This is a genomic window from Kitasatospora sp. NPDC048296 (assembly GCF_043201815.1).
Lineage (GTDB): Bacteria > Actinomycetota > Actinomycetes > Streptomycetales > Streptomycetaceae > Kitasatospora.
Window position 1 is genome coordinate 1 of the sequence record NZ_JBICZB010000011.1, and the last position, 22,460, is coordinate 22,460.

The 22,460-nt window shown below is 73.3% G+C and carries 22 protein-coding genes; 16 read left to right on the forward strand and 6 right to left on the reverse strand.

What is annotated here, in order from left to right:
• The first annotated feature begins 342 nt into the window (after nt 1-342).
• The 4 genes from ACGF12_RS09520 to ACGF12_RS09535 all read left to right on the forward strand — a co-directional run bounded on the left by ACGF12_RS09520 (nt 343) and on the right by ACGF12_RS09535 (nt 4,995).
• Entirely contained in the window at nt 343-2,934 is a 2,592-nt protein-coding gene (locus tag ACGF12_RS09520) for an ATP-binding protein (protein WP_393027618.1), read from the forward strand.
• Between the two features lie 111 nt (nt 2,935-3,045).
• A complete protein-coding gene (locus tag ACGF12_RS09525; protein ID WP_033351413.1) occupies nt 3,046-3,726 on the forward strand; it encodes a response regulator in 681 nt (226 codons plus the stop codon).
• A gap of 64 nt (nt 3,727-3,790) precedes the next feature.
• The gene (locus tag ACGF12_RS09530) at nt 3,791-4,201 is read left to right on the forward strand and encodes an OB-fold nucleic acid binding domain-containing protein (protein ID WP_393027621.1); all 411 of its coding nucleotides are present in this window, start codon (nt 3,791-3,793) and stop codon (nt 4,199-4,201) included.
• The gene (locus ACGF12_RS09535; protein WP_393027623.1) at nt 4,198-4,995 is read left to right on the forward strand and encodes a DUF3159 domain-containing protein; all 798 of its coding nucleotides are present in this window, start codon (nt 4,198-4,200) and stop codon (nt 4,993-4,995) included. The genes ACGF12_RS09530 and ACGF12_RS09535 overlap by 4 nt, the downstream gene beginning before the upstream one ends.
• Before the next feature lie 83 nt (nt 4,996-5,078).
• Here ACGF12_RS09535 and ACGF12_RS09540 read toward each other — a convergent pair whose 3' ends face one another.
• Both ACGF12_RS09540 and ACGF12_RS09545 read right to left on the reverse strand, forming a co-directional pair.
• Nucleotides 5,079-5,750 (reverse strand): potassium channel family protein, encoded by a 672-nt coding sequence (locus tag ACGF12_RS09540; RefSeq protein ID WP_393027625.1) that lies wholly within the window; start codon nt 5,748-5,750, stop codon nt 5,079-5,081.
• Nucleotides 5,750-6,418 (reverse strand): potassium channel family protein, encoded by a 669-nt coding sequence (locus tag ACGF12_RS09545; protein WP_393027627.1) that lies wholly within the window; start codon nt 6,416-6,418, stop codon nt 5,750-5,752. Before ACGF12_RS09545 ends, ACGF12_RS09540 begins: the two co-directional genes overlap by 1 nt.
• Before the next feature lie 247 nt (nt 6,419-6,665).
• Between ACGF12_RS09545 and ACGF12_RS09550 the strand changes: the two genes are divergently transcribed.
• Both ACGF12_RS09550 and ACGF12_RS09555 read left to right on the forward strand, forming a co-directional pair.
• Entirely contained in the window at nt 6,666-8,741 is a 2,076-nt protein-coding gene (locus ACGF12_RS09550) for an APC family permease (protein ID WP_393027629.1), read from the forward strand.
• 341 nt (nt 8,742-9,082) lie between these two features.
• A complete protein-coding gene (locus ACGF12_RS09555) occupies nt 9,083-10,432 on the forward strand; it encodes a class I SAM-dependent RNA methyltransferase (RefSeq protein ID WP_393027803.1) in 1,350 nt (449 codons plus the stop codon).
• Nucleotides 10,433-10,498: 66 nt separating this feature from the next.
• Here the strand turns inward: ACGF12_RS09555 and ACGF12_RS09560 are convergent, their stop codons facing one another.
• Entirely contained in the window at nt 10,499-10,693 is a 195-nt protein-coding gene (locus ACGF12_RS09560) for a hypothetical protein (protein WP_387619871.1), read from the reverse strand.
• Between the two features lie 272 nt (nt 10,694-10,965).
• Between ACGF12_RS09560 and ACGF12_RS09565 the strand changes: the two genes are divergently transcribed.
• Both ACGF12_RS09565 and ACGF12_RS09570 read left to right on the forward strand, forming a co-directional pair.
• Entirely contained in the window at nt 10,966-11,202 is a 237-nt protein-coding gene (locus tag ACGF12_RS09565) for a toxin-antitoxin system HicB family antitoxin (RefSeq protein ID WP_380613687.1), read from the forward strand.
• Nucleotides 11,199-11,627, forward strand: a complete 429-nt coding sequence (locus tag ACGF12_RS09570) for a fic family toxin-antitoxin system, toxin component (protein WP_355669577.1) — start codon at nt 11,199-11,201, stop codon at nt 11,625-11,627. The genes ACGF12_RS09565 and ACGF12_RS09570 overlap by 4 nt, the downstream gene beginning before the upstream one ends.
• Before the next feature lie 125 nt (nt 11,628-11,752).
• On the opposite strand, the gene ACGF12_RS09575 is transcribed toward ACGF12_RS09570, so the two are convergent.
• Nucleotides 11,753-12,607 carry a GNAT family N-acetyltransferase gene (locus ACGF12_RS09575; RefSeq protein WP_393027632.1) on the reverse strand — a complete coding sequence of 285 codons (855 nt, stop codon included), beginning with the start codon at nt 12,605-12,607 and terminating at the stop codon, nt 11,753-11,755.
• 192 nt (nt 12,608-12,799) lie between these two features.
• On the opposite strand from ACGF12_RS09575, the gene ACGF12_RS09580 reads away from it, so the two are divergent.
• The 6 genes from ACGF12_RS09580 to ACGF12_RS09605 all read left to right on the forward strand — a co-directional run bounded on the left by ACGF12_RS09580 (nt 12,800) and on the right by ACGF12_RS09605 (nt 18,186).
• Nucleotides 12,800-13,693: a RimK family alpha-L-glutamate ligase gene (locus ACGF12_RS09580; RefSeq protein WP_393027634.1), complete on the forward strand. Its 894-nt coding sequence runs from the start codon at nt 12,800-12,802 to the stop codon at nt 13,691-13,693.
• A complete protein-coding gene (locus tag ACGF12_RS09585; protein ID WP_393027636.1) occupies nt 13,690-14,607 on the forward strand; it encodes a RimK family alpha-L-glutamate ligase in 918 nt (305 codons plus the stop codon). The genes ACGF12_RS09580 and ACGF12_RS09585 overlap by 4 nt, the downstream gene beginning before the upstream one ends.
• Nucleotides 14,608-14,659: 52 nt before the next feature.
• Nucleotides 14,660-15,511 carry a putative RNA methyltransferase gene (locus tag ACGF12_RS09590; RefSeq protein ID WP_393027638.1) on the forward strand — a complete coding sequence of 284 codons (852 nt, stop codon included), beginning with the start codon at nt 14,660-14,662 and terminating at the stop codon, nt 15,509-15,511.
• Nucleotides 15,512-15,686: 175 nt separating this feature from the next.
• Nucleotides 15,687-16,994: an AAA family ATPase gene (locus ACGF12_RS09595; RefSeq protein WP_393027640.1), complete on the forward strand. Its 1,308-nt coding sequence runs from the start codon at nt 15,687-15,689 to the stop codon at nt 16,992-16,994.
• Nucleotides 16,991-17,386 (forward strand): nucleotide pyrophosphohydrolase, encoded by a 396-nt coding sequence (locus ACGF12_RS09600; protein ID WP_393027642.1) that lies wholly within the window; start codon nt 16,991-16,993, stop codon nt 17,384-17,386. Before ACGF12_RS09595 ends, ACGF12_RS09600 begins: the two co-directional genes overlap by 4 nt.
• A gap of 170 nt (nt 17,387-17,556) precedes the next feature.
• Nucleotides 17,557-18,186, forward strand: a complete 630-nt coding sequence (locus tag ACGF12_RS09605; RefSeq protein ID WP_393027644.1) for a DUF6099 family protein — start codon at nt 17,557-17,559, stop codon at nt 18,184-18,186.
• On the opposite strand, the gene ACGF12_RS09610 is transcribed toward ACGF12_RS09605, so the two are convergent.
• Entirely contained in the window at nt 18,132-18,368 is a 237-nt protein-coding gene (locus ACGF12_RS09610; RefSeq protein ID WP_393027646.1) for a hypothetical protein, read from the reverse strand. The genes ACGF12_RS09605 and ACGF12_RS09610 overlap by 55 nt on opposite strands.
• A gap of 359 nt (nt 18,369-18,727) precedes the next feature.
• Between ACGF12_RS09610 and helR the strand changes: the two genes are divergently transcribed.
• Nucleotides 18,728-20,887 carry an RNA polymerase recycling motor ATPase HelR gene (gene helR, locus ACGF12_RS09615; RefSeq protein WP_393027648.1) on the forward strand — a complete coding sequence of 720 codons (2,160 nt, stop codon included), beginning with the start codon at nt 18,728-18,730 and terminating at the stop codon, nt 20,885-20,887.
• A gap of 123 nt (nt 20,888-21,010) precedes the next feature.
• On the forward strand, nt 21,011-21,310 hold the full coding sequence (locus ACGF12_RS09620) for a DUF6087 family protein (RefSeq protein WP_393027650.1): 300 nt from the start codon (nt 21,011-21,013) through the stop codon (nt 21,308-21,310).
• A 92-nt stretch (nt 21,311-21,402) separates the two neighbouring features.
• Here ACGF12_RS09620 and dapD read toward each other — a convergent pair whose 3' ends face one another.
• Nucleotides 21,403-22,392, reverse strand: a complete 990-nt coding sequence (dapD, locus tag ACGF12_RS09625) for a 2,3,4,5-tetrahydropyridine-2,6-dicarboxylate N-succinyltransferase (protein ID WP_380613695.1) — start codon at nt 22,390-22,392, stop codon at nt 21,403-21,405.
• Nucleotides 22,393-22,460 lie beyond the last annotated feature (68 nt).

Here is a 22,460-nt window from a genome sequence, read left to right on the forward strand (position 1 = left end):
ATGGTACTGCAGGGGGGACCCTGTGGGAGAGTAGGACGCCGCCGAACAATCATTCAGAAAAGGCCCCACCCGGTTTCCGGGTGGGGCCTTTTCGCGTTTCCCGGAAGCCGGACAAAAGCCGGACGAAAGCTGGACGAAGGCCCGGCGACGGAGACTCGGGCCCGCGGACACCTCCCGAGTGACCCCCGCCGAGTGGCTGGGACTCCGTCAATATGTCGCTAAAACCGCATGATCAGTGCACTGATCAGCGGAATTTCGCCTCTCACGCCGTAGTCTCAAAGGGAGGGGGGAACAGGTGTCCGGGGGTGGCTCCCGGGCCGGGCCGGATCAAGAATGGTGCTCATGGGACGAGGCAGGCTGCGCATCTACCTCGGGGCGGCCCCCGGGGTCGGCAAGACGTACGCCATGCTCGCCGAGGCGCACCGGCGGCAGGAACGTGGCACGGACGTCGTGGTGGCCTTCGTGGAGGACCACGGCCGGCGGCGTACCGCGGACCAGGTCGCCGGGCTTGAGGTCGTGCTGCGGAAGCAGGTGATGCACCGGGGTGCCAGGTTCTCCGAGATGGACCTGGACGCCGTCCTCGCCCGCCACCCGCAGGTGGCGCTGGTGGACGAACTGGCCCACACCAACGTCCCCGGCTGCCGCAACGAGAAGCGGTGGCAGGACGTCGAGGAGTTGCTGGCGGCCGGGATCGACGTGATCTCCACCGTCAACGTCCAGCACCTGGAGTCGCTCGGCGACGCCGTCATGGGCATCACCGGGGTGCGCCAGCGCGAGACCGTGCCGGACGAGGTGGTCCGTCGGGCGGACCAGATCGAGCTGGTGGACATGTCCCCGCAGGCGCTGCGGCGGCGGCTGGCGCACGGCAACGTGTACGCGCCGGAGAAGATAGACGCCGCGCTCGCCAACTACTTCCGTCCGGGCAACCTGACCGCGCTGCGCGAGCTGGCGCTGCTGTGGACCGCCGACCGGGTGGACGAGTACCTGCAGAAGTACCGCGCCGAGCAGGGGATCGAGGGCACCTGGCAGGCCCGGGAGCGGATCGTGGTCGGCCTGACCGGTGGCCCCGAGGGGGCGACGCTGATCCGGCGGGCGGCGCGGATCGCGGCCCGTGTCTCCGGTGGTGAGCTGCTCGCCGTCCACATCTCCCGCTCGGACGGGCTCGCGGGCTCGGGCTCGCCGCAGACGCTGATCGAGCAGCGCGCGCTGGTGGAGAGCCTGGGCGGCTCCTTCCACAACGTCCTGGGCGACGACCCCGCTGCCGGGCTGCTGGACTTCGCCCGCGGCGTGAACGCGACCCAGATCGTGCTGGGCACCAGCCGTCGGCCCGGGTGGCAGTACCTGTACGGGCCGGGCGTCGGCACCACGGTGACGCAGAAGGCCGGGGACATCGACGTCCACATGGTCACCCACGAGCACGCCGGACACGGGCGGCGCAACAAGATACCCGTGCGCCGGATCACCGACCTGGGCCGGACCCGGACGATCGCGGGCTGGCTGATCGGACTGGCCGGCCCACCGGTGCTGGCGCTCGTGCTGACCGCGATCGGCGGGCTGGGCCTGTCCACCGACATGCTGCTGTTCCTGTCGCTGACGGTGTGCGCGGCGCTGGTCGGCGGGCTGCTGCCGTCGATCGGCTCGGCGCTGGTCGGCTCCTCGGTGCTGAACTACTACTTCACCCCGCCGCTGCACACCTTCACCATCAGCGAGCCGCAGAACATCATGGCGGTGGCGATATTCACCATCGTCGGCTGCTCGGTCGCGTCCGTGGTGGACCTGGCGGCCCGGCGCACCCACCAGGCGGCCCGCGCCCAGGCCGAGGCGCAGACCCTCAGCGCGCTTGCCGGCACGGTGCTGCGCGGCGCGCCGAACGGGGACGGGGTGCTGACCGCGCTGATGGAACAGGTCCGGGAGACCTTCGGGCAGGAGAGCGCCGCGCTGCTGGAGCGCCCGGAGCCGATGGGCGGCTGGGTGCCGGTGGCCACCGCCGGGCCGCGCCCGCCGGAGCGGCCCGAGGAGGCCGACGTGGACGTGCCGGTGGGGGAGAGCCTGGCGCTGGTGCTGCGCGGCCGGGTGCTGCCCGGGGCGGACCGGCGGCTGCTCGGGGCCTTCGCCGCGCAGGCGGCCGTGGTGCTGGAGCGCCGCCGACTGGCCCGGGAGGCCGCGGCGGCCCGCCGGGAGGCCGAGGGGAACCGGATCCGCACCGCTCTCCTGGCCGCCGTCTCGCACGACCTGCGCACCCCGCTGGCGGGCATCAAGGCCTCGGTGAGCTCGCTGCGCTCGGCCGACGTGGACTGGGACCCGGAGGACGAGGCCGAGCTGCTGGCCGGGATCGAGGCCGGGGCCGACCGGCTGGACCACCTGATCAACAACCTGCTCGACATGAGCCGGCTGCAGACCGGGACCGTCACCCCGTTGATCCAGGAGACCGACCTGGACGAGGTGGTGCCGTACGCGCTGGGCGGGGTGCCGCCGGAGTCGGTGCGGCTGGAGGTCCCGGAGACGCTGCCGATGATCCGGGCCGACGGCGGGCTGCTGGAGCGCTCGCTGGCCAACCTGGTCGAGAACGCCGTCAAGTACAGCCCGGACGGCGTCAGGGTGCTGGTCAAGGCGGACGCGCTGGAGCAGCCGGGCGGGCCGGGCCGGGTCGAGCTGCGGATAGTGGACCGCGGCCCGGGGGTGCCCGAGGACGCCAAGGAGAAGATCTTCGCGCCGTTCCAGCGCTACGGGGACGCCCCGCGCGGCGCCGGGGTGGGCCTCGGGCTCGCGGTGGCGCGCGGCTTCGTCGAGGCGATGGACGGGACCGTCACCGCCGAGGACACCCCGGGCGGCGGCCTCACCATGGTGGTCAGCCTGCTCGCCGTCGAACGGCCGCCCGAACCGGAGGAGCCGACCGGGGACGGCCACGATCCGCTCTCGCAGCTGATCACGTGAGGCCCGGCGGCGCACCGGCCGCACCCGTGGCTGCCCGGTGGCGCACGTCGTACCGTCATCTGAGTCATACAGTCCGTAAGATCCGACAGCCCTGAAAGGCGGAGCCCGTAAATGACCCGGGTCCTCGTCGTGGACGACGAACCGCAGATCGTCCGCGCGCTGGTGATCAACCTCAAGGCCCGTAAGTACGAGGTCGACGCGGCCCATGACGGCGCGAGCGCGCTGGAGCTGGCCGCCGCCCGCCATCCGGACGTGGTCGTGCTCGACCTGGGCCTGCCCGACATGGACGGCGTCGAGGTGATCCGCGGCCTGCGCGGCTGGACCCGGGTGCCGATCATCGTGCTGTCCGCCCGGCACGCCTCGGACGAGAAGGTCGAGGCCCTGGACGCCGGCGCCGACGACTACGTCACGAAGCCCTTCGGGATGGACGAGCTGCTCGCCCGGATGCGCGCCGCCGTGCGCCGGGCCGAGCCGGTGGCGGGGGAGGACGACTCGCTGGTCGTCACCGAGAGCTTCACCGTCGACCTCGCCGCCAAGAAGGTCAACCGGGACGGCACCGACGTACGCCTCACGCCCACCGAATGGCACCTGCTGGAGGTGCTGGTCCGCAACGCCGGCCGGCTGGTCAGTCAGACCCAGCTGCTCCAGGAGGTGTGGGGCCCGGCCTACCGCACCGAGACCAACTACCTGCGGGTCTACCTCGCTCAGCTGCGTCGCAAGCTGGAGCGCGATCCTTCGCACCCGCGCCACTTCATCACCGAACCGGGCATGGGCTACCGCTTCGAGAGCTGACCGGGGGCCCGCCGGTGGCTGCGCGGCCTGCCGCCGGGGGCCCGGAAACCGGTACCCTGCCGACATGAGTGGTGACAACAGCAGTGGCCAGCCGCCGGGGCGATTCCGCCGCATGCTCAGCCGGCTGACCTCCTCGGCCGAGGAGCTGGCGGCCGAGGACCTGCGCCAGGAGAGCGCCGCCGAGTCCGGCTGCCGGCCGATCGCCGGCTGCGCGGACCGCGAGCTCGTCACGGTCGCGGGCACGCTGCGCACGGTGACGCTCCGCCCCCGGGCCGGGGTGCCGGCCCTGGAGGCCGAACTCTTCGACGGCACCGAGGCACTGGAGGTCGTCTGGCTCGGTCGTCGCTCGATCGCGGGCATAGAGCCGGGCCGCCGGCTCGTCGCCAGCGGCCGGATCAGCCACGCACGCGGGCGCCGCGTGCTGTTCAACCCCCGCTATGAGCTGCGTCCGGTCGGACACGGGAGCGAAGCGTGAGCAACCACCCCGGCGGCGAAGCCGCCGCCCGGCTCGACCTGGACGCCGCCGATGTGGCGGTGGACGGTGTGACGCGGTCGATGGAGGTCACGGCACCGGCCGTCGAGCAGCCGCTCGGCCCGGCGGCCGTCGAGGCCGCCCGCAAGGCCGCCTCCAAGGAGGCCGCCGACACCGTGCTGCAGGCCTTCGGCGGCGTACGCGGCATGATCGACATGACGCTGCCCGGCCTGCTCTTCATCATCACGTACAACATCACCCACCAGGTGAGCGCCGCCGCCTGGGCCGCGCTCGGCCTGAGCGGCCTGTTCGTGGTGGTCCGGCTGGCGAAGCGGGAGACCATCCAGCACGCCTTCAGCGGTGTGTTCGGCGTCGCCCTCGGTGCCTGGATCGCGATGAAGAGCGGCAAGGCTGAGGACTTCTACCTGCCCGGTCTGCTCTGGAGCGTCGGTTACTGCGTCGCCCTGGCGGCCTCCGCGCTGGCGCGCTGGCCGATGATCGGGGTGATGCTCGGCCCGATCACCGGCGAGATGTTCACCTGGCGCAAGGAGAACCCGGGCCGCCTGGCCGCCTACACCAAGGCGACCTGGGCCTGGGTGGTGATCATGGGTCTCAAGCCGGTGATCCTCTTCCCGCTGTACTTCACCCACAACGTCAACCTGCTCGGCTGGCTGAAGGTCGCCCTCGGCATCCCGCCGCTGTTGCTGGCGATGTACGTGACCTGGCAGATCCTGCTGAAGGCGCCGCCGCCGATCAAGGCGCAGCTGGACGACGACGAGGAGGAGCCGGCGAAGTAGCCGCTCCCGCGGGACGAGTACGGCGGAGGGCCCGCACCCGGGTGGGTGCGGGCCCTCCGCCGTGTCCCGTGTTCCCGCTGTTCCTACTGGGCGCCGGTGGTGGCCGAGAGCAGTTGCTCCAGCTCCTCCTCGCGCTCCTGCGCGGCGACGAAGAGCAGCTCGTCGCCGCCCTCCAGGGTGTCGTCCTTGCTCGGCACCAGCACCCGGCCCTCGCGGATGATGCTCACCAGCGCGGTGTCCTGCGGCCAGGTCACGTCGCCGACCCGGGTGCCGACCAGCTCGGCCTCGCCGGCCAGGGTCAGCTCGACCAGGTTGGCGTTGCCCTGGCTGAAGCGCATCAGGCGGACCAGGTCGCCGACGCTGACCGCCTCCTCGACCAGGGCGGACATCAGGCGCGGGGTGGACACGGCCACGTCCACGCCCCAGGACTCGTTGAAGAGCCACTCGTTCTTCGGGTTGTTCACCCGGGCGACCACCCGCGGCACCGCGTACTCGGTCTTGGCGAGCAGCGAGACGACCAGGTTGACCTTGTCGTCACCGGTCGCGGCGATCACCACGTGGCAGCGCTGCAGCGCCGCCTCGTCCAGCGAGGTGATCTCGCAGGCGTCGGCCAGCAGCCACTCCGCCATCGGGACCCGTTCCACCGAGATGGCGTTCGGGTTCTTGTCTATCAGCAGGACCTCGTGGCCGTTCTCCAGCAGCTCGCCCGCGATCGAGCGGCCCACGGCACCGGCCCCGGCAATGGCGACCCGCATCAGTGACCCTCCTCCTTCGGCCCCTGCGCGAACGCGGCCTCGACCGCCGTCAGGTCGGTCCGGCGCACCGTCACGTGAACCAGGTCGCCCTCCTGCACCACCATCTGCGGTGAGGGCAGCACGCCCTCACCGAGCCGGGTGACGAACGCCACCCGGGTGCCGGAGGCCTCCTCCAGCAGGCTGATCCGGTGGCCGACCCAGTTCGGGTGGTAGGCGACCTCGGCCAGCTGCACGCTGCCGCTCGGGTCCTGCCACAGCGGCTCGGCGCCGCTCGGCAGCAGCCGGCGCAGCATCTGGTCGGCGGTCCAGCGGACCGTCGCCACGGTCGGGATGCCCAGGCGCTGGTACACCTCGGCGCGGCGGGGGTCGTAGATCCGGGCCGCGACGTTCTCGACGCCGAAGGTCTCCCGGGCCACGCGCGCGGCGATGATGTTGGAGTTGTCGCCGCTGGAGACGGCGGCGAAGGCGCCGGCCTCCTCGATGCCCGCCTCGCGCAGGGTGTCCTGGTCGAAGCCGACCCCGGTCACCCGGCGCCCGTTGAACCCGGCGCCCAGCCGACGGAACGCGGTCGGGTCCTGGTCGACCACGGCCACCGAGTGGCCCTGTTTCTCGAGTGTTCTGGCGAGGGCGGAGCCCACGCGGCCGCAGCCCATGATGACGATGTGCACCGGCGCTACCTCACCCGTTCCGAAGGGTTCTTGACCTGCGCAAACACCGTTCATCTCCCTTTCCCGCCCGGTGGTTCCGGGGCGAGCGTTCTCGTGGGGCGTCGGCCGGACTCCGCTCGACAACCTGAGTGTTGCCCACCGACTCGTATCCGACACGCTAGCCGGTCCACCGAACGCAGTCGCGACGAAGGGGGGGATAAACGGCGCAAGCCCTGCCGGGAAACCCCTACGATTCCTTAACGTGCCTATGCCGACTGACCTTCCGAAACGCATCCTGATCGGGCGCGCCCTGCGCAGCGACAAGCTCGGGGAAACCCTTCTTCCCAAGCGGATCGCGCTGCCCGTCTTCGCCTCGGACGCGCTCTCCTCGGTCGCGTACGCCCCCGAGGAGATCCTGCTCACCCTCTCCGTCGCGGGCGCCTCGGCGATCCACTTCTCCTGGCAGATCGGCCTCGTCGTGGCGATCGTGATGCTCGCCGTGGTCGCCTCGTACCGGCAGAACGTGCACGCCTACCCGAGCGGGGGCGGCGACTACGAGGTGGCGACCGTCAACCACGGGCCGGCCGCCGGTCTGGTGGTCGCGGCGGCCCTGATGGTCGACTACGTGCTGACCGTGGCCGTGTCCACCACCTCGGGCGTCGCCAATGTGGTCTCCGCCGTTCCGGCGCTGCGCGGGCACGAGATGATCGTGTCGGTGGTCGTGGTCGTACTGCTGATGGGCATGAACCTGCGCGGCGTCCGTGAGTCCGGCTCCGCCTTCGCGGTGCCCACCTACGCCTTCATGGCGGGCGTGATCGGGATGGTCGGCTACGGGGTGTTCCGGCATTTCGTGCTCGGCCAGGACATGCCCGCCGAGAGCTCCGGCTTCCACCTCGCCGCCACCCCGGGCAACGACTCGCTCGCCGGGTTCGCGATGGTGTTCCTGCTGCTGAAGTCCTTCTCCTCCGGCTGCGCCGCGCTCACCGGTGTGGAGGCGATCTCCAACGGCGTGCCGGCCTTCCGCAAGCCGAAGAGCAAGAACGCGGCCACCACGCTGCTGATGATGGCCTCCATCGCCGTGGTGATGTTCATGGGCATCATCTGGCTGGCCCGGCTGACCGGGGTGCAGATGGCCGAGAACCCGGCCGAGCAGCTGGTCGGCTCCGGGCCCGGCTACCACCAGAAGACCGCGCTGGCCCAGATCAGCGAGGCCGTCTTCAACAACTTCACGCCCGGCTTCTACTTCGTCGCCGCCGTCACCGGCCTGATCCTGGTGCTGGCTGCCAACACGGCCTTCAACGGCTTCCCGGTGCTCGGCTCGATCCTGGCCCAGGACCGCTACCTGCCGCGCCAGCTGCACACCCGCGGCGACCGGCTGGCCTTCTCCAACGGCATCATCCTGCTGGCGATCGCCGCGATCCTGCTGATCACCGCCTTCGACGCGGACCCGACCAGGCTGATCCAGCTCTACATCGTCGGCGTCTTCGTCTCCTTCAACATGAGCCAGTCCGGCATGATCCGGCACTGGACCCGGCTGCTGCGCACCGAGACCGACCCGGCCGAGCGCCGGCACATGCAGCGCAGCCGGGCGATCAACGGCTTCGGCCTGGTGATGACCATGGCGGTGCTGATCGTCGTGCTGGTCACCAAGATCGGCCACGCCTGGATCGCGATCGCCGCGATGGCCGTGCTGTTCGTGATGATGAAGGGCATCCGCCGCCACTACGACCGGGTCTCCGAGGAGCTCACCGCCGCCGAGGAGCCGGACGACGTGGTGCCGCCCACCCGGGTGCACGCGATCGTGCTGGTCTCCAAGCTGCACAAGCCGGCGCTGCGCGCCCTCGCGTACGCCAGCCTGGCCCACGCCCACACGCTGGAGGCGCTCACCGTCAACGTCGACCCGGCGGACACCACGGCGCTGCGGCGGGAGTGGGACGAGCGCGGCATCGAGGTGCCGCTCAAGGTGCTGGACTCGCCGTACCGCGAGATCACCGGGCCGGTCCTCGACTACGTGAAGAACCTGCGGCGCAGCAGCCCGCGCGACGTGGTCTCGGTCTACATCCCGGAGTACGTGGTCGGCCACTGGTACGAGCACCTGCTGCACAACCAGAGCGCGCTGCGTCTCAAGGGGCGGCTGCTGTTCAAGCCCGGGGTGATGGTCACCTCGGTGCCCTGGCAGCTGGAGTCCTCGGAGCGGCGCAAGCCGCAGAAGGCCTGGTCGCCGCCGGGTGCCGTCCGCCGTGGCGAGCCTCGGGCGCCGAAGGCCGTAAAGTCGAAGGATTCCGTCTCCGCCGGTGCGACCGCCGGTGACACCTCCGACCGCAGCAAGGACTCCTCCCAGTGACGCGCAACACTCCGCCCCGTTCCTCGGGCTCCTCCGGTGCCTCCGGCAAGGGCAAGGGCGCCCGTCGGGGCGGCTCCCAGCCCGGGCAGGTCGCCCGGCCGCGCTGGGGCAAGCCGAACCGCCCGGAGGCCACCGACCGTGAGGGCCTGACGGCGCGCACGGCGCCGATCGTGCCGGGGGAGGCCCGTTCGGAGGCCCCGGTCGAGAAGCCCGTCAGGGCCGAGAAGTCCGCGCGCGGTGAGAAGGGTGCCCGGGCGGAGAAGGGCGCGGGGGCCGAGAAGGGCGCCGCCGGGGCGGCCCGGAAGGCGCCGCGCAAGCAGGCGGTGCGCCCGCCGAAGGCGCTGCGCACGGCCGCCGCGCGGGCGCCGCGGACGGAGAAGCCGTCCGGCGAGCCGCTGGTCGGGCAGCGCTACGAGGTCGAGGTCGGCCCGGTCGCGCACGGCGGCGGGCACTGCGTGGCCCGGCACGAGGGCCGGGTGCTGTTCGTCCGGCACGCGCTGCCGGGCGAGAAGGTGGTCGCGCTGGTGACCGAGGGCACCAGCACCTCGCGCTTCCTGCGGGCCGACGCGGTGGAGGTGCTGGAGCCGGCCAAGGACCGGATCGAGGCGCCGTGCCCGTTCGCCGGGCCGGGCAAGTGCGGCGGCTGCGACTGGCAGCACGTGACCCCGGGTGGTCAGCGCAAGCTCAAGGCGGCGGTGCTGACCGAGCAGCTGGCGAAGCTGGCCGGGCTCACGCCGGCCGAGGCGGGCTGGGACGGCAGTGTCGAGCCGGTCGGCGGCAAGCTGCCGGCCGGGCAGGTGCCAGCCTGGCGCACCCGGGTGCAGTACGCGGTGGACGCGGAGACCGGCAAGGTCGGCCTGCGCAAGCACCGCTCGCACGACGTGCAGCCGGTGGACCGCTGCCTGATCGCCGCCGAGGGCGTCACCGAGCTGGGCATCGAGTCCCGCGACTGGCCGGGCGTGGCGAGCGTCGAGGCGATCGCCGCGACCGGCTCCTCGGACCGTCAGGTGGTGCTGACCCCGCGCGACGGCGCCCAGCTGCCGCTGGTCGAGCTGGACAAGCCGGTGTCGATCGCCCGGGTGGACGAGCAGGGTGACCTGCACCGGGTGCACGGGCGCAGCTTCGTCCGCGAGCGGGCGGCCGGGCGGACCTGGCGGGTCAGCAACGGCGGCTTCTGGCAGATCCACCCGGAGGCGCCGGACACCCTGGTCGACGCGGTGCTGGACGGGCTGGACCCGCAGTGGGGCGAGAACGCGCTCGACCTGTACTGCGGCGTCGGCCTGTTCGCGGGCGCGCTGGCCGACCGGGTCGGCGAGGACGGCGCGGTGCTCGGCATCGAGTCGGCCAAGCAGGCCGTGGTCGACGCCCGGCACAACCTGGCCGCGCTGGACAACGTGCGGATCGAGTGCGACCGGGTCGAGACGCTGCTGCCGCGCACCGGCATCACCGCCACCGACGTGATCGTCCTGGACCCGCCGCGCTCGGGTGCCGGCCGCGAGACGGTCGCCCACCTGGTGGGCCTGGAGGCGCGCCGGATCGCGTACGTGGCCTGCGACCCGGCGGCGCTCGCCCGGGACCTGAAGTTCTTCCGCGAGGGCGGCTACCGCCCGGTGTCGCTGCGGGCCTTCGACCTGTTCCCGATGACGCACCACTTCGAGTGCGTGGCGATCCTGGAGCCGGCCGGGGAGTGACCCCGTTGTCGAGGAGGCGGCACCCGTCCGGCACGGGTGCCGCCTCCTCGGCGTTTCGGAGCGCGGCTACTCGTTGTGCTCCTCTTCGTCGGCGCTGTGCGGAAGGTCGATGCCGTGCTGGGCGGCGAGCCGGAGGAGCCCGGCGATCCTGCCCTCGTATGCCTGGACGCCGTCGGCGTCCCCTTGGGCCTGGGCCTCCGCGAGGTCCCGGCGGGCCTGGGCGAGCTGCTCGCGCAGCTCCTGGTCGAATATGGCTGTCATTGCCGGCCTCCAGACCGGTCGGTGCCGCTCGGGGGGAACGCTCAGGAGAGTTCAGGGTCCCGGATGGTGAAGGACTCTTCAAGTCTCACTCGTCCCGGTGGGGATGGGGTGGCGGCGGGGCGGGTATGGGAGCTGGGCCGCCCCCGGCGGGTCCGGTGGCGGTTTCGGTGACGGCTTCGGTGACAGAAGGTTGCGCGGGGGCGTGCGGCAGGTGTGCGGGCGGTGTGCGTGCGCCCTTGTTGTGCTAGCACTTCGGCGCTAGCTTGAACGGCATGGGCAAGAAGCAGCTGAACGTCCGAGTGGACGCCACGACCGCGGAGATGGCCCGGGAACGGGCGGAGCAGCAGGGGATCAGCATGAACCAGTACATCGAGCGCCTGGTCCAGCAGGACATGGGTGAGTCAGGGCGGGCCTTCGTCGACGCGGCCGCGCAGTTCATGAAGGAGTACGAGACGGCGTTCCTCGCCGAGTTCGGGGAGCCGGGCGAGATCCAGGACGTGCGCCGTTGAAACTGGAGGTCGACCTCTCGTGGCTGCTCATGACCGCCGAGCAGTACACGCCCGGTGACCCGCAGGTCACCGACTACGGCTCGCTGCTCGCGGCTGTCACCCGGCACCAGGCCGAGATCTTCGACATCGCCGTCTACCCCGAACCGCAGGACCGCGCCGCCGCGCTGATGCACCAGCTGATCCGGGTGCCGGCCCTGGAGAAGACCAACGAGCTCTACGCGACCGCCGTCGCCTACGCCTACCTCGTCGCCAGCGGCTGCACCGTCGCCACCACCGCCCGCGAGGTGCGCAGCCTGTCCCGGGCCATCCGGGAGGGGAGGCTCGGGGTGTCCGGGGTCGCGGAGCGGCTGGCGGCCTGGGTGGTGGACGAGGCCGAGGGGGAGGGTGTCAGCGGGGCGGACGACGAGGACGAGGACGACGACTGATTGCCGGGCCTTGGGCCGTGGGGCTGTTCGGTCGTGGGGCTGCTTGACCGCTTGGCCGCCCGACTGGTCGGCCGCCAGGTCGGTTGACCGGTTGACCGGTTGATCGCCGTCCTCGCCGCTGCGACTCAGGGCTCCGCGATGAGGGCCGTCGCGAACGGGCGGAAGCCGGCCCGGCGGTAGATCCGGGCGACGTCCTCGTCGGAGGCGGACAGGAACACCGTCCGCACGCCGGTGGCGCGCGCGTGCGCCACCAGGGCCGCGGTGACGGCCAGGCCCAGGCCACGCCGACGCGCGGACGGGAGCGTCCCGACCCCGACCACCTCGGTGACCGGGCCCACCGGGTTGTGCTGGCCCGCGCACAGCACCTCGGCGCCGTCCAGGGCGGCGGCCAGCACGGTCACGCCGTCGGCGAGTCGCCGGGCGATCCGCGCCACTCCGCCGTCGGCCGTCAACTTCGCCGCGTTCTCGGACAGTTCGGCCGCTCCCGCGGAGCCGGTGGCGGTGCCCGGGTTGCCGAAGGCCACGTGCGGGACGGCGACCGCGTCGGCCAGCTCGGGGGCGTCCGCACCCACTAGCCGCACCTCCACCCGCCCGGGGAGGCCGGGCGCCGGGGCCGGCTCGTCCTGCGGGCCCAGCACCAGCAGCGGGTGCTCGTGCACCGTCAGCCCGGCCGCCTCCACGGCCGCGCGCAGCTCGGGGTTCTGCTCGGCGACCCACTCGAAGGCCTCCGGCGCGCCCAAATCCCTTTGCCGCTCCAGCACCTTGCGCACGTCCTCGGCGGTGGCGGCCGGGCCGTCGTGGCCGAGGGTCGGGCGGGCGTAGTACGGCCAGCCGGTGTCGCCCCTGCGGACGAACAGGGTCAGCGGGCCGAAGTCCTCGGCGTCGGCGGCACTGCGGGGCGCGGTGTCGTAGTAGCGCTCGATCTCGTCGAGCAGGGCGCGGTCGTCGGGAACATGGTCAACGGAAGTCACGGCGTGCATCCAAGCAGGCGTGTTGACGGTCCGCCAGCGCTTTGTGCGGATGCCCGGGCGGCGGGTCGTGGATTGTTGCCGAACGCTTACCGGCTCGCGGTGATCTTGTGCGTACACGTCGGGCATGCTGAACCCTTCACAGCTCTGCCGAGGGGGACGGCGGACGTCCGCACTCGGCGAGGCAAGGGGGAAGACAGGCCCATGAGGCTCTGCTTTCTGGTGGAGGAGCACTACCGGCGGGACGGGATGCCGCTCGACGTGGCGCGGCAACTCACCGCGTGGGGGCACCGGGTGGACGTGCTGCGCCCCGGGGACTCGCTGATGGTGGTCTCCGAGGCGGTGCGGGCCGGCAGCCACGACGCCTGGGTGCTCAAGACCGTCTCCGGCGGGCCCGGGCTCACCCTGCTGGAGGCGGCCGCCGCCGTGGGCCTGACCACCGTCAACGACGTGCGCTCGATCCGCGGCGTCCGGGACAAGGCGCTCGCCTCGGTCATCGCCCGTACCCGCGGCCTGCCCGTCCCGGTCACCTACGCGGCCGCCCGCTGGGAGCGGCTCACCGAGATCCCGGCCGCCGAGTACCCGCTGGTCGTCAAGCCGGCCGACGGCAGCTCGGGGCGGGGCGTCCGGCTGGTGGCCGGGCCCGACGACCTACCCTGCCTCGGGTCCGAACTCGCGGGCGAGGGGCTGCTGATCGCGCAGCCGTACGTGCCCAACTCCGGGACGGACCTGAAGGTGTACTGCGTCGACGGCGAGTTCTTCGCGACGGAACGTTCCTCCCCGCTGCACCCCGGTCAGGGCGTTCGCGAACGGCAGGTGCCGCTGCCGGCGAGCGTGGCGCGGATCGCGGCACAGGTGGGCGAGGTGTTCGGGCTGGACCTGTACGGGCTCGACGTGCTGCTCGGGCCGGACGGGCCGGTGGTGGTGGACGTCAACGACTTCCCGAGCTTCCGGCAGGTGCCGGACGCGGTGGCCCGGGTCGCCCGAGCGGTGCTGCGGCTCGCGCGCAGCGGGACGGCCGTGTCGGCGCCCGCGCTGGTGCCGGCGGGTGGCGCTCCGTACGGCCGGCTGGGGCTCGTGGACGGTGACTTGCTGTGAGGGTCGGGCTGATCGCGCGAGATCCGGGGCACCCGGTACTCGCGGCCGCCGCCGAGGTGCTGGTGCGGCGCGGGTGCGAGGTGGAGGTCGTTCCGCCCGGCGGCGGGGTGGGGGTCGTTCCGTCCGGCGGTGGGGTGGGGGCGCTTGCCGATGTCTATCTGCTCAAGGCTCGTACGCCACAAGCGCTGTCGCTGGCAGGGGAGTTGGAACGGCGGGGTGCGGTCGTGGTCAACTCGGCGGCGGCGACGGAGCTCTGCCAGGACCGGGTGCGGATGGCGGAACTCGCCCGGGGCGCCGGGCTGCCGTTCGCGGCGACCGTGGCAGCCGGGCGACTGTGCGAACTCGCGCCTCCGGCTTACCCGTTCGTGGTCAAGAGCCGGCACAGCCGACGGCACGACCTGGTCGCGCGGGTCGACGGTGCGGCCCGGCTGCGGGAACTCGTCGAGCGCTGGCCGCAGGAGGAGGTGGTCACCCAGCCGTACCTGCCGGGGAGCGGCTGGGACCAGAAGCTGTGGGTGGTCGACGGGCGGGTGTTCGCGGCTCGGCGACGCTCCGAACTCTCCCCGGACGAGGGCGGGTCCGGGGCGGCGGGGGAGTGGGAGCCGTCCGCCGGGCTGGCCGCGCTGGCGCTGCGGGTGGGGGAGGTGTTCGGGCTCGACGTGTACGGGGTCGACCTGCTGGACGGGGCGGCGGAGCCGGTCATCGTGGACGTCAACGCGTTCCCGGGGGTGCGCGGGCGGCCGGGCGCGCCGGAGGCGCTCGCCGGGCTGGCCTTGCGGCTGGCTGCGGAGCGGGTGGCGTCGGGGCGGGTGGCGTCGGAGCGGCTGGCGTCGGGGCGGGGGGTTGCGGAGCAGGTGGCTGCGGGGCGGGCGGCACCGGAGCGGGGTCGGGTTTCGGCGGGCCGGGGTCGTTAGGCTGGCTGGCGCCCCCGAACAGCCGGGGCGAACGGCGAGAGAAGACGGAACGTTGCTGCAGGACATCGAGCCCTACCTGGCCTGCCCCCATTGCGCGCAGGCCCTCACCCGGCACGAGCGCAGCCTGCGCTGCCCCGCCGGGCACAGCTTCGACCTCGCCAAGCAGGGCTACGTCAGCCTCCTCGCCGGCGACGCCCACACCGGCACCGGCGACACCGCCGAGATGGTCGCCGCCCGCGCCGACTTCCTCGCCGCCGGCCACTACCGGCCGATCGCCGACGCCCTCGCCGAGGCCGCTTCCGCCGCCCCGGCCGCCCCGGCCGTTGCCCCGGGGGGCCTGGTGGCCGACCTCGGCGCCGGCACCGGCCACTACCTGGCCCACGTTCTCGACGCCCTGCCCGGCCGGGTCGGAGCCGCGCTCGACATCTCCAAGTACGCGCTGCGCCGCGCCGCCAAGGCCCACCCCAGGATCGGCGCCGTGGTCTGCGACGCCTGGCGCCCGCTGCCGCTGCGGGACGCCTCCGCCGACCTGATGCTCAACGTGTTCGCCCCGCGCAACGGACCCGAGATCCGCCGGGTGCTGCGCCCCGGCGGCACCCTGCTCCTGGTCTCGCCCACCGCCCGCCACCTGCGCGAACTGGTGGCCGCGCTCGGGCTGCTGTCGGTGGACGAGGACAAGCAGCGCCGGATCGACGAGAAGCTCGGACCCCATCTGACGCCGGTGGAGCAGCGGGAGGTCGAGTTCACCCTGCGCCTCGCCCCGCAGGACGTCCGTACCGTCGTCGGCATGGGCCCGAGCGCCTGGCACACCGACCCGGACCGGCTCGCCGCCGCCCTGGCGGGCCTGCCGGACCCGGTCGAGGTGACCGCCTCGGTGACGGTGGCCGGGTACCGGCGGCCCTGAGCCCTGGCCGGGTCACCGCGTCGGGGCGCGGCCGCACGTTGGGATGAATCTGCTGAGCAGGCACGTTTCTCCCGATCGGGCTGCGGCTAACGTCCGACGGGTGAACCGCGACGCCGCCGCGCCCGCCGGGCCGGCCCATCTGCGACCGGGTGCTCCGGGGCCCGACCGGTCGCCCGTGCCACGTCCCACCCTTGAGGAGCTCCGGCTCACCGCCTTCAAGTCGTACCGGCGCGCCGTCCTGCCGCTCGCGCCGCTCACCGTGCTGCACGGGCCGGCCGGGGTGGGCAAGTCCAACGCCCTCGACGCGCTGGCCGTGCTGTCCCGGCTCGCCCTCGGCGAGGAGATCGCCGACTCCCTGGACGGGCTGCCGGACCGCACCGGCCCGCTCGCCGCACCCGTGCGCGGGGGCCTGGACGGGTGCGTGCCGCACGGGCGGGACGCCGTCATCCTGGGGTGCACCGTCCGCTCGCCGCGCGGCCGGATCCGGCTCGACCTGGTGATCCGCACCGACGGTCCGGTCCGGATCGCCCGGGAGTCGCTCAGCCTCGACGGCCGGACGCTGGTGGACACCGGCGAGCAGGACGTGCGCAGTCGGCGCGTCAACGTCTGCTGGCACAACGACACCCGGCAGGGTGACATCCGGGCGCCGCTCCCCAGCGGCACCATGATCACCGCGCAGCTGCCGCTGAGGGTGGCCGGCTCCTCCGCCGGCGAGCGGCTGGTCCTGGCCGCCGTCGAGGACCTGCTCACCGCGCTGCGCGAGGTCTTCCCGCTGCACCCCGTCCCGGCGCTGATGCGTGGCTGGGCCAAGGCCGATCCGCAGGCCCGGCTGCGCAGCAACGCCGCCAACATCTCGGCCCTGATCAACCGGCTCGGCAACGAGTGCCCGCGCCGGTACGGGCAGCTGCTGCGGGCCGTCCAGGCCGCCGCGCCGCACCCGCTGCTCGGGCTCACCCTCGCGGAGCGCGAGAGCGGGGGCGTGCGGCGGGTGCTCGCCGTCTTCGACGAGGGCGTGCTCGGACGCACCGGGGCCGACCAGGCCTCCGACGGCATGCTGCGCCACCTCGCCTTCGCGGCGGTGCTGCTGACCGGGGCCGGGGTGCTCGACCTCGACGTGGCCGCCGAGGTGCCCTGGGCGCACCGGCAGCTCACCGTGCTCGCCGAGGACCTCGGGGCCGGGCTCGCCACCGAGCAGACCGCCTCGCTGCTGCGGCTGGCGCGGGACATGGCGGGGCGCAACCAGTTGAGGGTGGTGGCCGCGCTGCAGGAGCCGACGGCGGCGCGGGAGGCGTTCGGGGCGGGCGAGGAGCGGCCGGGGGCGGTGGCGCTGGTGGAGTGCCGGCGCGATCCGGGGTCGGGGTTCACGGTGCTGCGGCCGGAGGCGGCCCGGGTGCCGGTGCAGTGGGCGTGGGGGGACGGGGGCCGGGACGGGGGTGCCCCGGACGTGGTGGGGGGCGCGGATGCGGTAGACCTGGGGGCGTGAACGAGCGAGAGACGGGGCCGGGGGAGCGGGGCGTGCCGACGGAGCTGACCTTGGAGGGCCTTCGGCAGCGGCTGGTGGACTTCGCGGCGGCGCGGCGCTGGGAGCCGTACCACACGCCGAAGAACCTGGCGGCGGCGCTGAGCGTGGAGGCGGGGGAGCTGCTGGAGATCTTCCAGTGGCTCACGCCCGAGCAGGCGGCCGCGGTGATGTCCGACCCGGAGCGGGCCCACCGGGTGCGCGACGAGGTCGCGGACGTGCTCGCGTACCTGGTGCAGTTCTGCACCGCGGTCGGGGTGGACCCGCTGGAGGCGCTCGCGGCCAAGATCGAACGCAACGAGCACCGCTTCCCGGTGCCGGGAGGGGCGGCTGACGTCAACCCTGACGCGGGCTGATCACCCTTGTGAGGGACGAAAGTTATCCACAACCCCGAAGTTTTCCACAGCTTCGGAATGGGTGGATGCGGGTCGACCCGCTTCCCCGCACGCTTTCGCCGTGACCACTCGGCCGCCCTGGTGCGGCGGCCGGGGGGCGACGGCGACAGCGAGCGGAAGGAGCGGGGCCCATGGAGGCGCTGCGACTGATCAGAACGGCCCGGCACGCCCTGGCCGAGGCCAGACACGTGCCGGATGTGCTGGCCGAGGCGCGGCAGGCCGCGCTGCTCACCGAGGCGGTGGGTGCCAGGCTGGCGGAGTCGGAGGACGAGGAGCTGGCCGGGCTCGGCCAGCAGCTCTCCGAGGCGGGGGCGCACGCGGCGGTCTGCCTGGACAGGTCCGTCGCCGGCGGCATCCCGGTGAGCGGCGGGCGGGCCGGTCGGCTCACCGAACTCGGCGAACTGGTACCGACGTTGGGAGCGCTGGACGAACTGCTGGGGGAGGTCGGGGAGACGCTCGTGGTGCTGGCCTGCGGAGCCGACACCGAGAGTCTCTACTGGACGTGCATCGACGGTGTCGACGCGATGTCGGAGTGCAAGGACGTGACCGCCCGGTTGCGGGAGGCGGTCGACCGTGGCGGAGGAGTGGAGCATACGGCGCTCGGTGGCGCGGAGCCGGAACGGGCCGGTCGCGGTTCGCCGTTGCTCGTGGTCCGGCTCGGCCCGCCGGGCGAGGGCGGGCCGACGGAGGAGGAGTGGGCGCCGGACTACCGGGTGCCCGGCGCGGCCGGGGCGTCGGAGGTGTCCGTGCCGGCCTGGTAGGCGGCGGCCGGGGCGGTGCCCCGGGTGCCGGACTGCAGTTCGGCGAGGTTCGCGGTCACCGAGGCGAGCAGTTCCTGCATCTGCTCCAGCAGGCTCTTGGGGGCCGCGGGCCCGGCCGAGTCGCCGGCGGCCGAGCCTGTCGGGCTGCTCGGGAACTGCGGCGTGGCAGAGGGTTCGGACATGACGGGGACCTCTTCGGATCGGTGGTGCGGTGTGCCGCAGCGACCAACGAACCGTTCCGGCGGGCGGTCACCGCGTACCACCCGATGCGGTCCAACTCCAGTACGCCGTAAGCCTCTCGGGTGAGCCGGGGTTGCCGCCGCGCCGCAGCCTCGGCTAGGGGCCGGGCCGAGGGGGAGCGCAGGGCGCGACGGGGGGCGACGGCGAAAGGAGCCGAGAGCGACTGCCGAAGGAGCGGGAGGAAGAGGGGAAAGGGGGAGAACCCACCCCTTGCCACTCTCAACATATAGCGCACCGGGGGTCTTGCGGCAAGGCCCCGGTGATGGCGCAGAATCGGCGACCTCAGATCGGAGCTGATGCCATGAATCCCCTGACCACCAGTGCTTTCGACCTTCCCGAGCGCCTTTCCGCCAAGGCCGACCCGGCGCTGATCGGGGGCGACGAGCGGCACTTCGCGGACATCGCGGAGAGCCTGGAGCGGGCGATCGCCGAACTGTCCGACCAGCTCGACGCGGTGCGCCGGGCCCCGGGCGGTGCCGGGCAGGCGGCGATGGACCGGGACATCGAGGTCCACCGGCTGAGCGGCCGACTGCGCGCCCTGCGCCGTTACGGCCTGGACCTGTGCCTCGGGCGCATCGTCGCCGCGGACGACGAGGAGCCGGTGTACATCGGCCGGCTCGGGCTCACCGACAGCGAGGGACGCCGACTGCTGGTCGACTGGCGCTCGCCCGCGGCCGAGCCGTTCTTCGCGGCCACCCACGCCGACCCGATGGGTCTGGCGAGCCGCCGCCGGTACCGCTGGACCCGCGGGCGGATCGCCGACTACTGGGACGAGGTGTTCACCGCCGAGGGACTGGAGGGGCACGCCGCGCTGGACGACCAGTCCGCCTTCATCGCCAGCCTGGGCACCAACCGCTCGGCCCGGATGCGGGACGTGCTCGGCACCATCCAGGCCGACCAGGACGCCATCGTCCGGGCCGGCTCGCGCGGCGCCCTGGTGGTCGACGGTGGCCCCGGTACCGGCAAGACCGTCGTCGCGCTGCACCGCTCCGCCTACCTCCTGTACTCCGACCCCCGCCTCGGCCACCGGCGCGGCGGCGTGCTGTTCGTCGGCCCGCACCAGCCGTACCTGGCCTATGTCGCCGACGTCCTGCCCAGCCTCGGCGAGGAGGGAGTGCGGACCTGTACCGTGCGGGACTTGCTCCCCGAGGGTGCGGGCGCGGCGCCGGAGGCCGACCCGGAGGTGGCCCGGCTGAAGTCCTCCGTCGACATGGTGAAGGCGATCGAGAAGGCCGTCCGGTTCTACGAGGAGCCGCCCACCGAGGGGATGGCGGTCACCACTTACTGGTCCGACCTCTGGCTGAGCGCCGAGGACTGGGTCGAGGCCTTCGGCGCCCCGGACCCGGGCACCCCGCACAACGAGGCGCGCGAGCAGATCTGGGACGAGCTGGCCTCGATCCTGATGGACAAGCTGGAGCAGGACGAGGAGGAGGTCTCGCCCGAGCTGTTCCGGCGCTCGCTGCGGCAGGACCGGGAGCTGGTCGAGACGCTGAACCGTGCCTGGCCGCTGCTCGACGCGACCGACCTGGTCGGCGACCTCTGGTCGGTGCCCGCCTACCTGCGGATGTGCGCCCCCCACCTCGTCCCCGAGGAGGTCCGCACGCTCCAGCGCAAGCACGCCCCGCACGCCTGGACGGTCTCCGACCTGCCGCTCCTGGACGCGGCCCGCCAGCGGCTCGGGGACCGCGAGGCCATCCTGCGCCGGAACCGCCACCAGGCCTCGGTGGCCGCCGAGCGGGCGCGGATGGCCGACGTGATCGGCGACCTCCTCCAGGCCGACGACGACGGCGAGGGCGCGGTGACCATGCTGCGCGGCCGGGACCTCCAGGACACCCTGATCGACGAGGCCGCGCTGCCCGGCGCCGACGCGGAGCCGCTGGCCGGCCCGTACGCGCACATCGTCGTGGACGAGGCCCAGGAACTCACCGACGCGGAGTGGCAGATGCTGCTGCTGCGCTGCCCGTCCCGGAGCTTCACCATCGTCGGGGACCGCGCCCAGGCCAGGCAGGGCTTCACCGAGTCCTGGCAGGAGCGGCTCGGGCGGGTCGGGCTCGACCGCACCACCCTGGCCTCGCTGAGCATCAACTACCGGACGCCGGAGGAGGTCATGGCGGAGGCCGAGCCGGCCATCCGGGCGGCCCTGCCGGACGCCAACGTGCCGACCTCGGTGCGCAGCAGCGGCATCCCGGTCCGGCACGGGGCGGTGGCGGAGCTGGACGAGGTGCTCGACACCTGGCTCGCCGAGCACGCCGAAGGGGTCGCCTGCGTCATCGGCGCCCCGGGCTTCCGGGAGCGGCCGAGGGTCCGTTCGCTCACCCCGCAGCTGGCCAAGGGGCTCGAATTCGACCTGGTCGTCCTGGTCGACCCGGAGGCGTTCAGTGAGGGCGTCGAGGGAGCGGTCGACCGCTACGTCGCGATGACCAGGGCGACCCAGCAGCTCGCCGTGCTGAGGAGCCGTTGATGGTGCGGTAGATCGCGGTGGACACCGGGAGGGAGCGGAGAGCTTCGGGCACCGGGGCCGGTGCGTCCCCCGGTCGAGTGACGAGGGTGCCGATCAACCGGGTGAGGAGGCCAGACTGGGACGATGGACGAGGACGAACCGCTGGCGTCGTGGGCCGCGAGGCGGGAGCAACGGCTGCGGCCGGTCGGGCAGTTGAGGGCCGTACGGCTCGCGGACGAGCAACAGCGGGGCGCCCACGTGGCGCCGGGCGAGCCGCGGCTGATCGTGCGGTGGGACGGCTACCAGTGGCTGGCGGAGACGGTGGCCGAGGACTACGCCGCCGCCCAGCGGATCCTGCACGGGATCGAGGGCGACGGGGTGCGGCGGCCGCCCTACTCGGCGCCGCGGCAGCGGAAGGCGCCGGGGCGCCACCGTCGGCCGTAGGGCGCGGCGGTCCGCACCGGCCGCAACCCCCGTAGAACGCCGAAGGGGCCCGGCGCATCCAGCGCCGGACCCCGAGGGCCACTGCCCGAAGGTCAGTTGTGGGCGTGCAGGTCCGCGTTCAGACCGCCCCAGGAGCCGGAGCGGGCGATGACCTCGACCGCGCCGGTCTGCGAGTTGCGGCGGAACAGCAGGTTGTCCTGGCCGGACAGCTCGACGGCCTTGGCCACCGTGCCGTCCGGGGTGGTGACCCGGGTGCCGGCGGTGACGTACAGGCCGGCCTCGACCACGCAGTCGCTGCCCAGCGAGATGCCGATGCCCGCGTTGGCGCCGAGCAGGCAGCGCTCGCCGACCGAGACGACCTGCTTGCCGCCGCCGGACAGGGTGCCCATGATCGAGGCGCCGCCGCCGATGTCGCTGTGGTCGCCGACCACGACGCCCGCGCTGATCCGGCCCTCGACCATCGAGGTGCCGAGGGTGCCGGCGTTGAAGTTGACGAAGCCCTCGTGCATCACGGTGGTGCCGGACGCCAGGTGCGCGCCGAGCCGGACGCGGTCGGCGTGGGCGATGCGCACACCGGTCGGGGCGACGTAGTCGGTCATCCGCGGGAACTTGTCGATCCCGTAGACGGCGAGCTGGCCGCCCTGGGCGCGGACGGCGAGGCGGGCCTGCTCGACCTTGTCCACCGGGACGGGGCCGATGCTGGTCCACGCGACGTTGGCGAGCAGACCGAAGATGCCGTCCAGGTTCTGGCCGTGCGGCTTGACCAGGCGGTGGCTGAGCAGGTGCAGGCGCAGGTACACGTCGTGGGTGTCCAGCGGCTTCTCGTCCAGCGAGGCGATGGTGGTGCGTACGGCGACCACCTCGACGCCGCGGCGGGCGTCGGCGCGCAGGGCGTCGGCGGCGCCGGCGCCGAGCTCGGCCTCGGCCTGCTCGGCGGTCAGGCGGACGGTGCCGGCCGGGCCGGGCTCGGCGGCCAGGACGGGGGCGGGGAACCAGGTGTCGAGGACGGTGCCGTCGGCGGCGATGGTGGCCAGACCGGTGGCCACGGCGCCGTTCGGGAGGGAGGTGGATTCAGCAGTCACACCGTGCACGTTAACCAATGCGGGGCCGCACTGCCGAACACGCCCACCGTGCGGACGTGCCGGGCGGC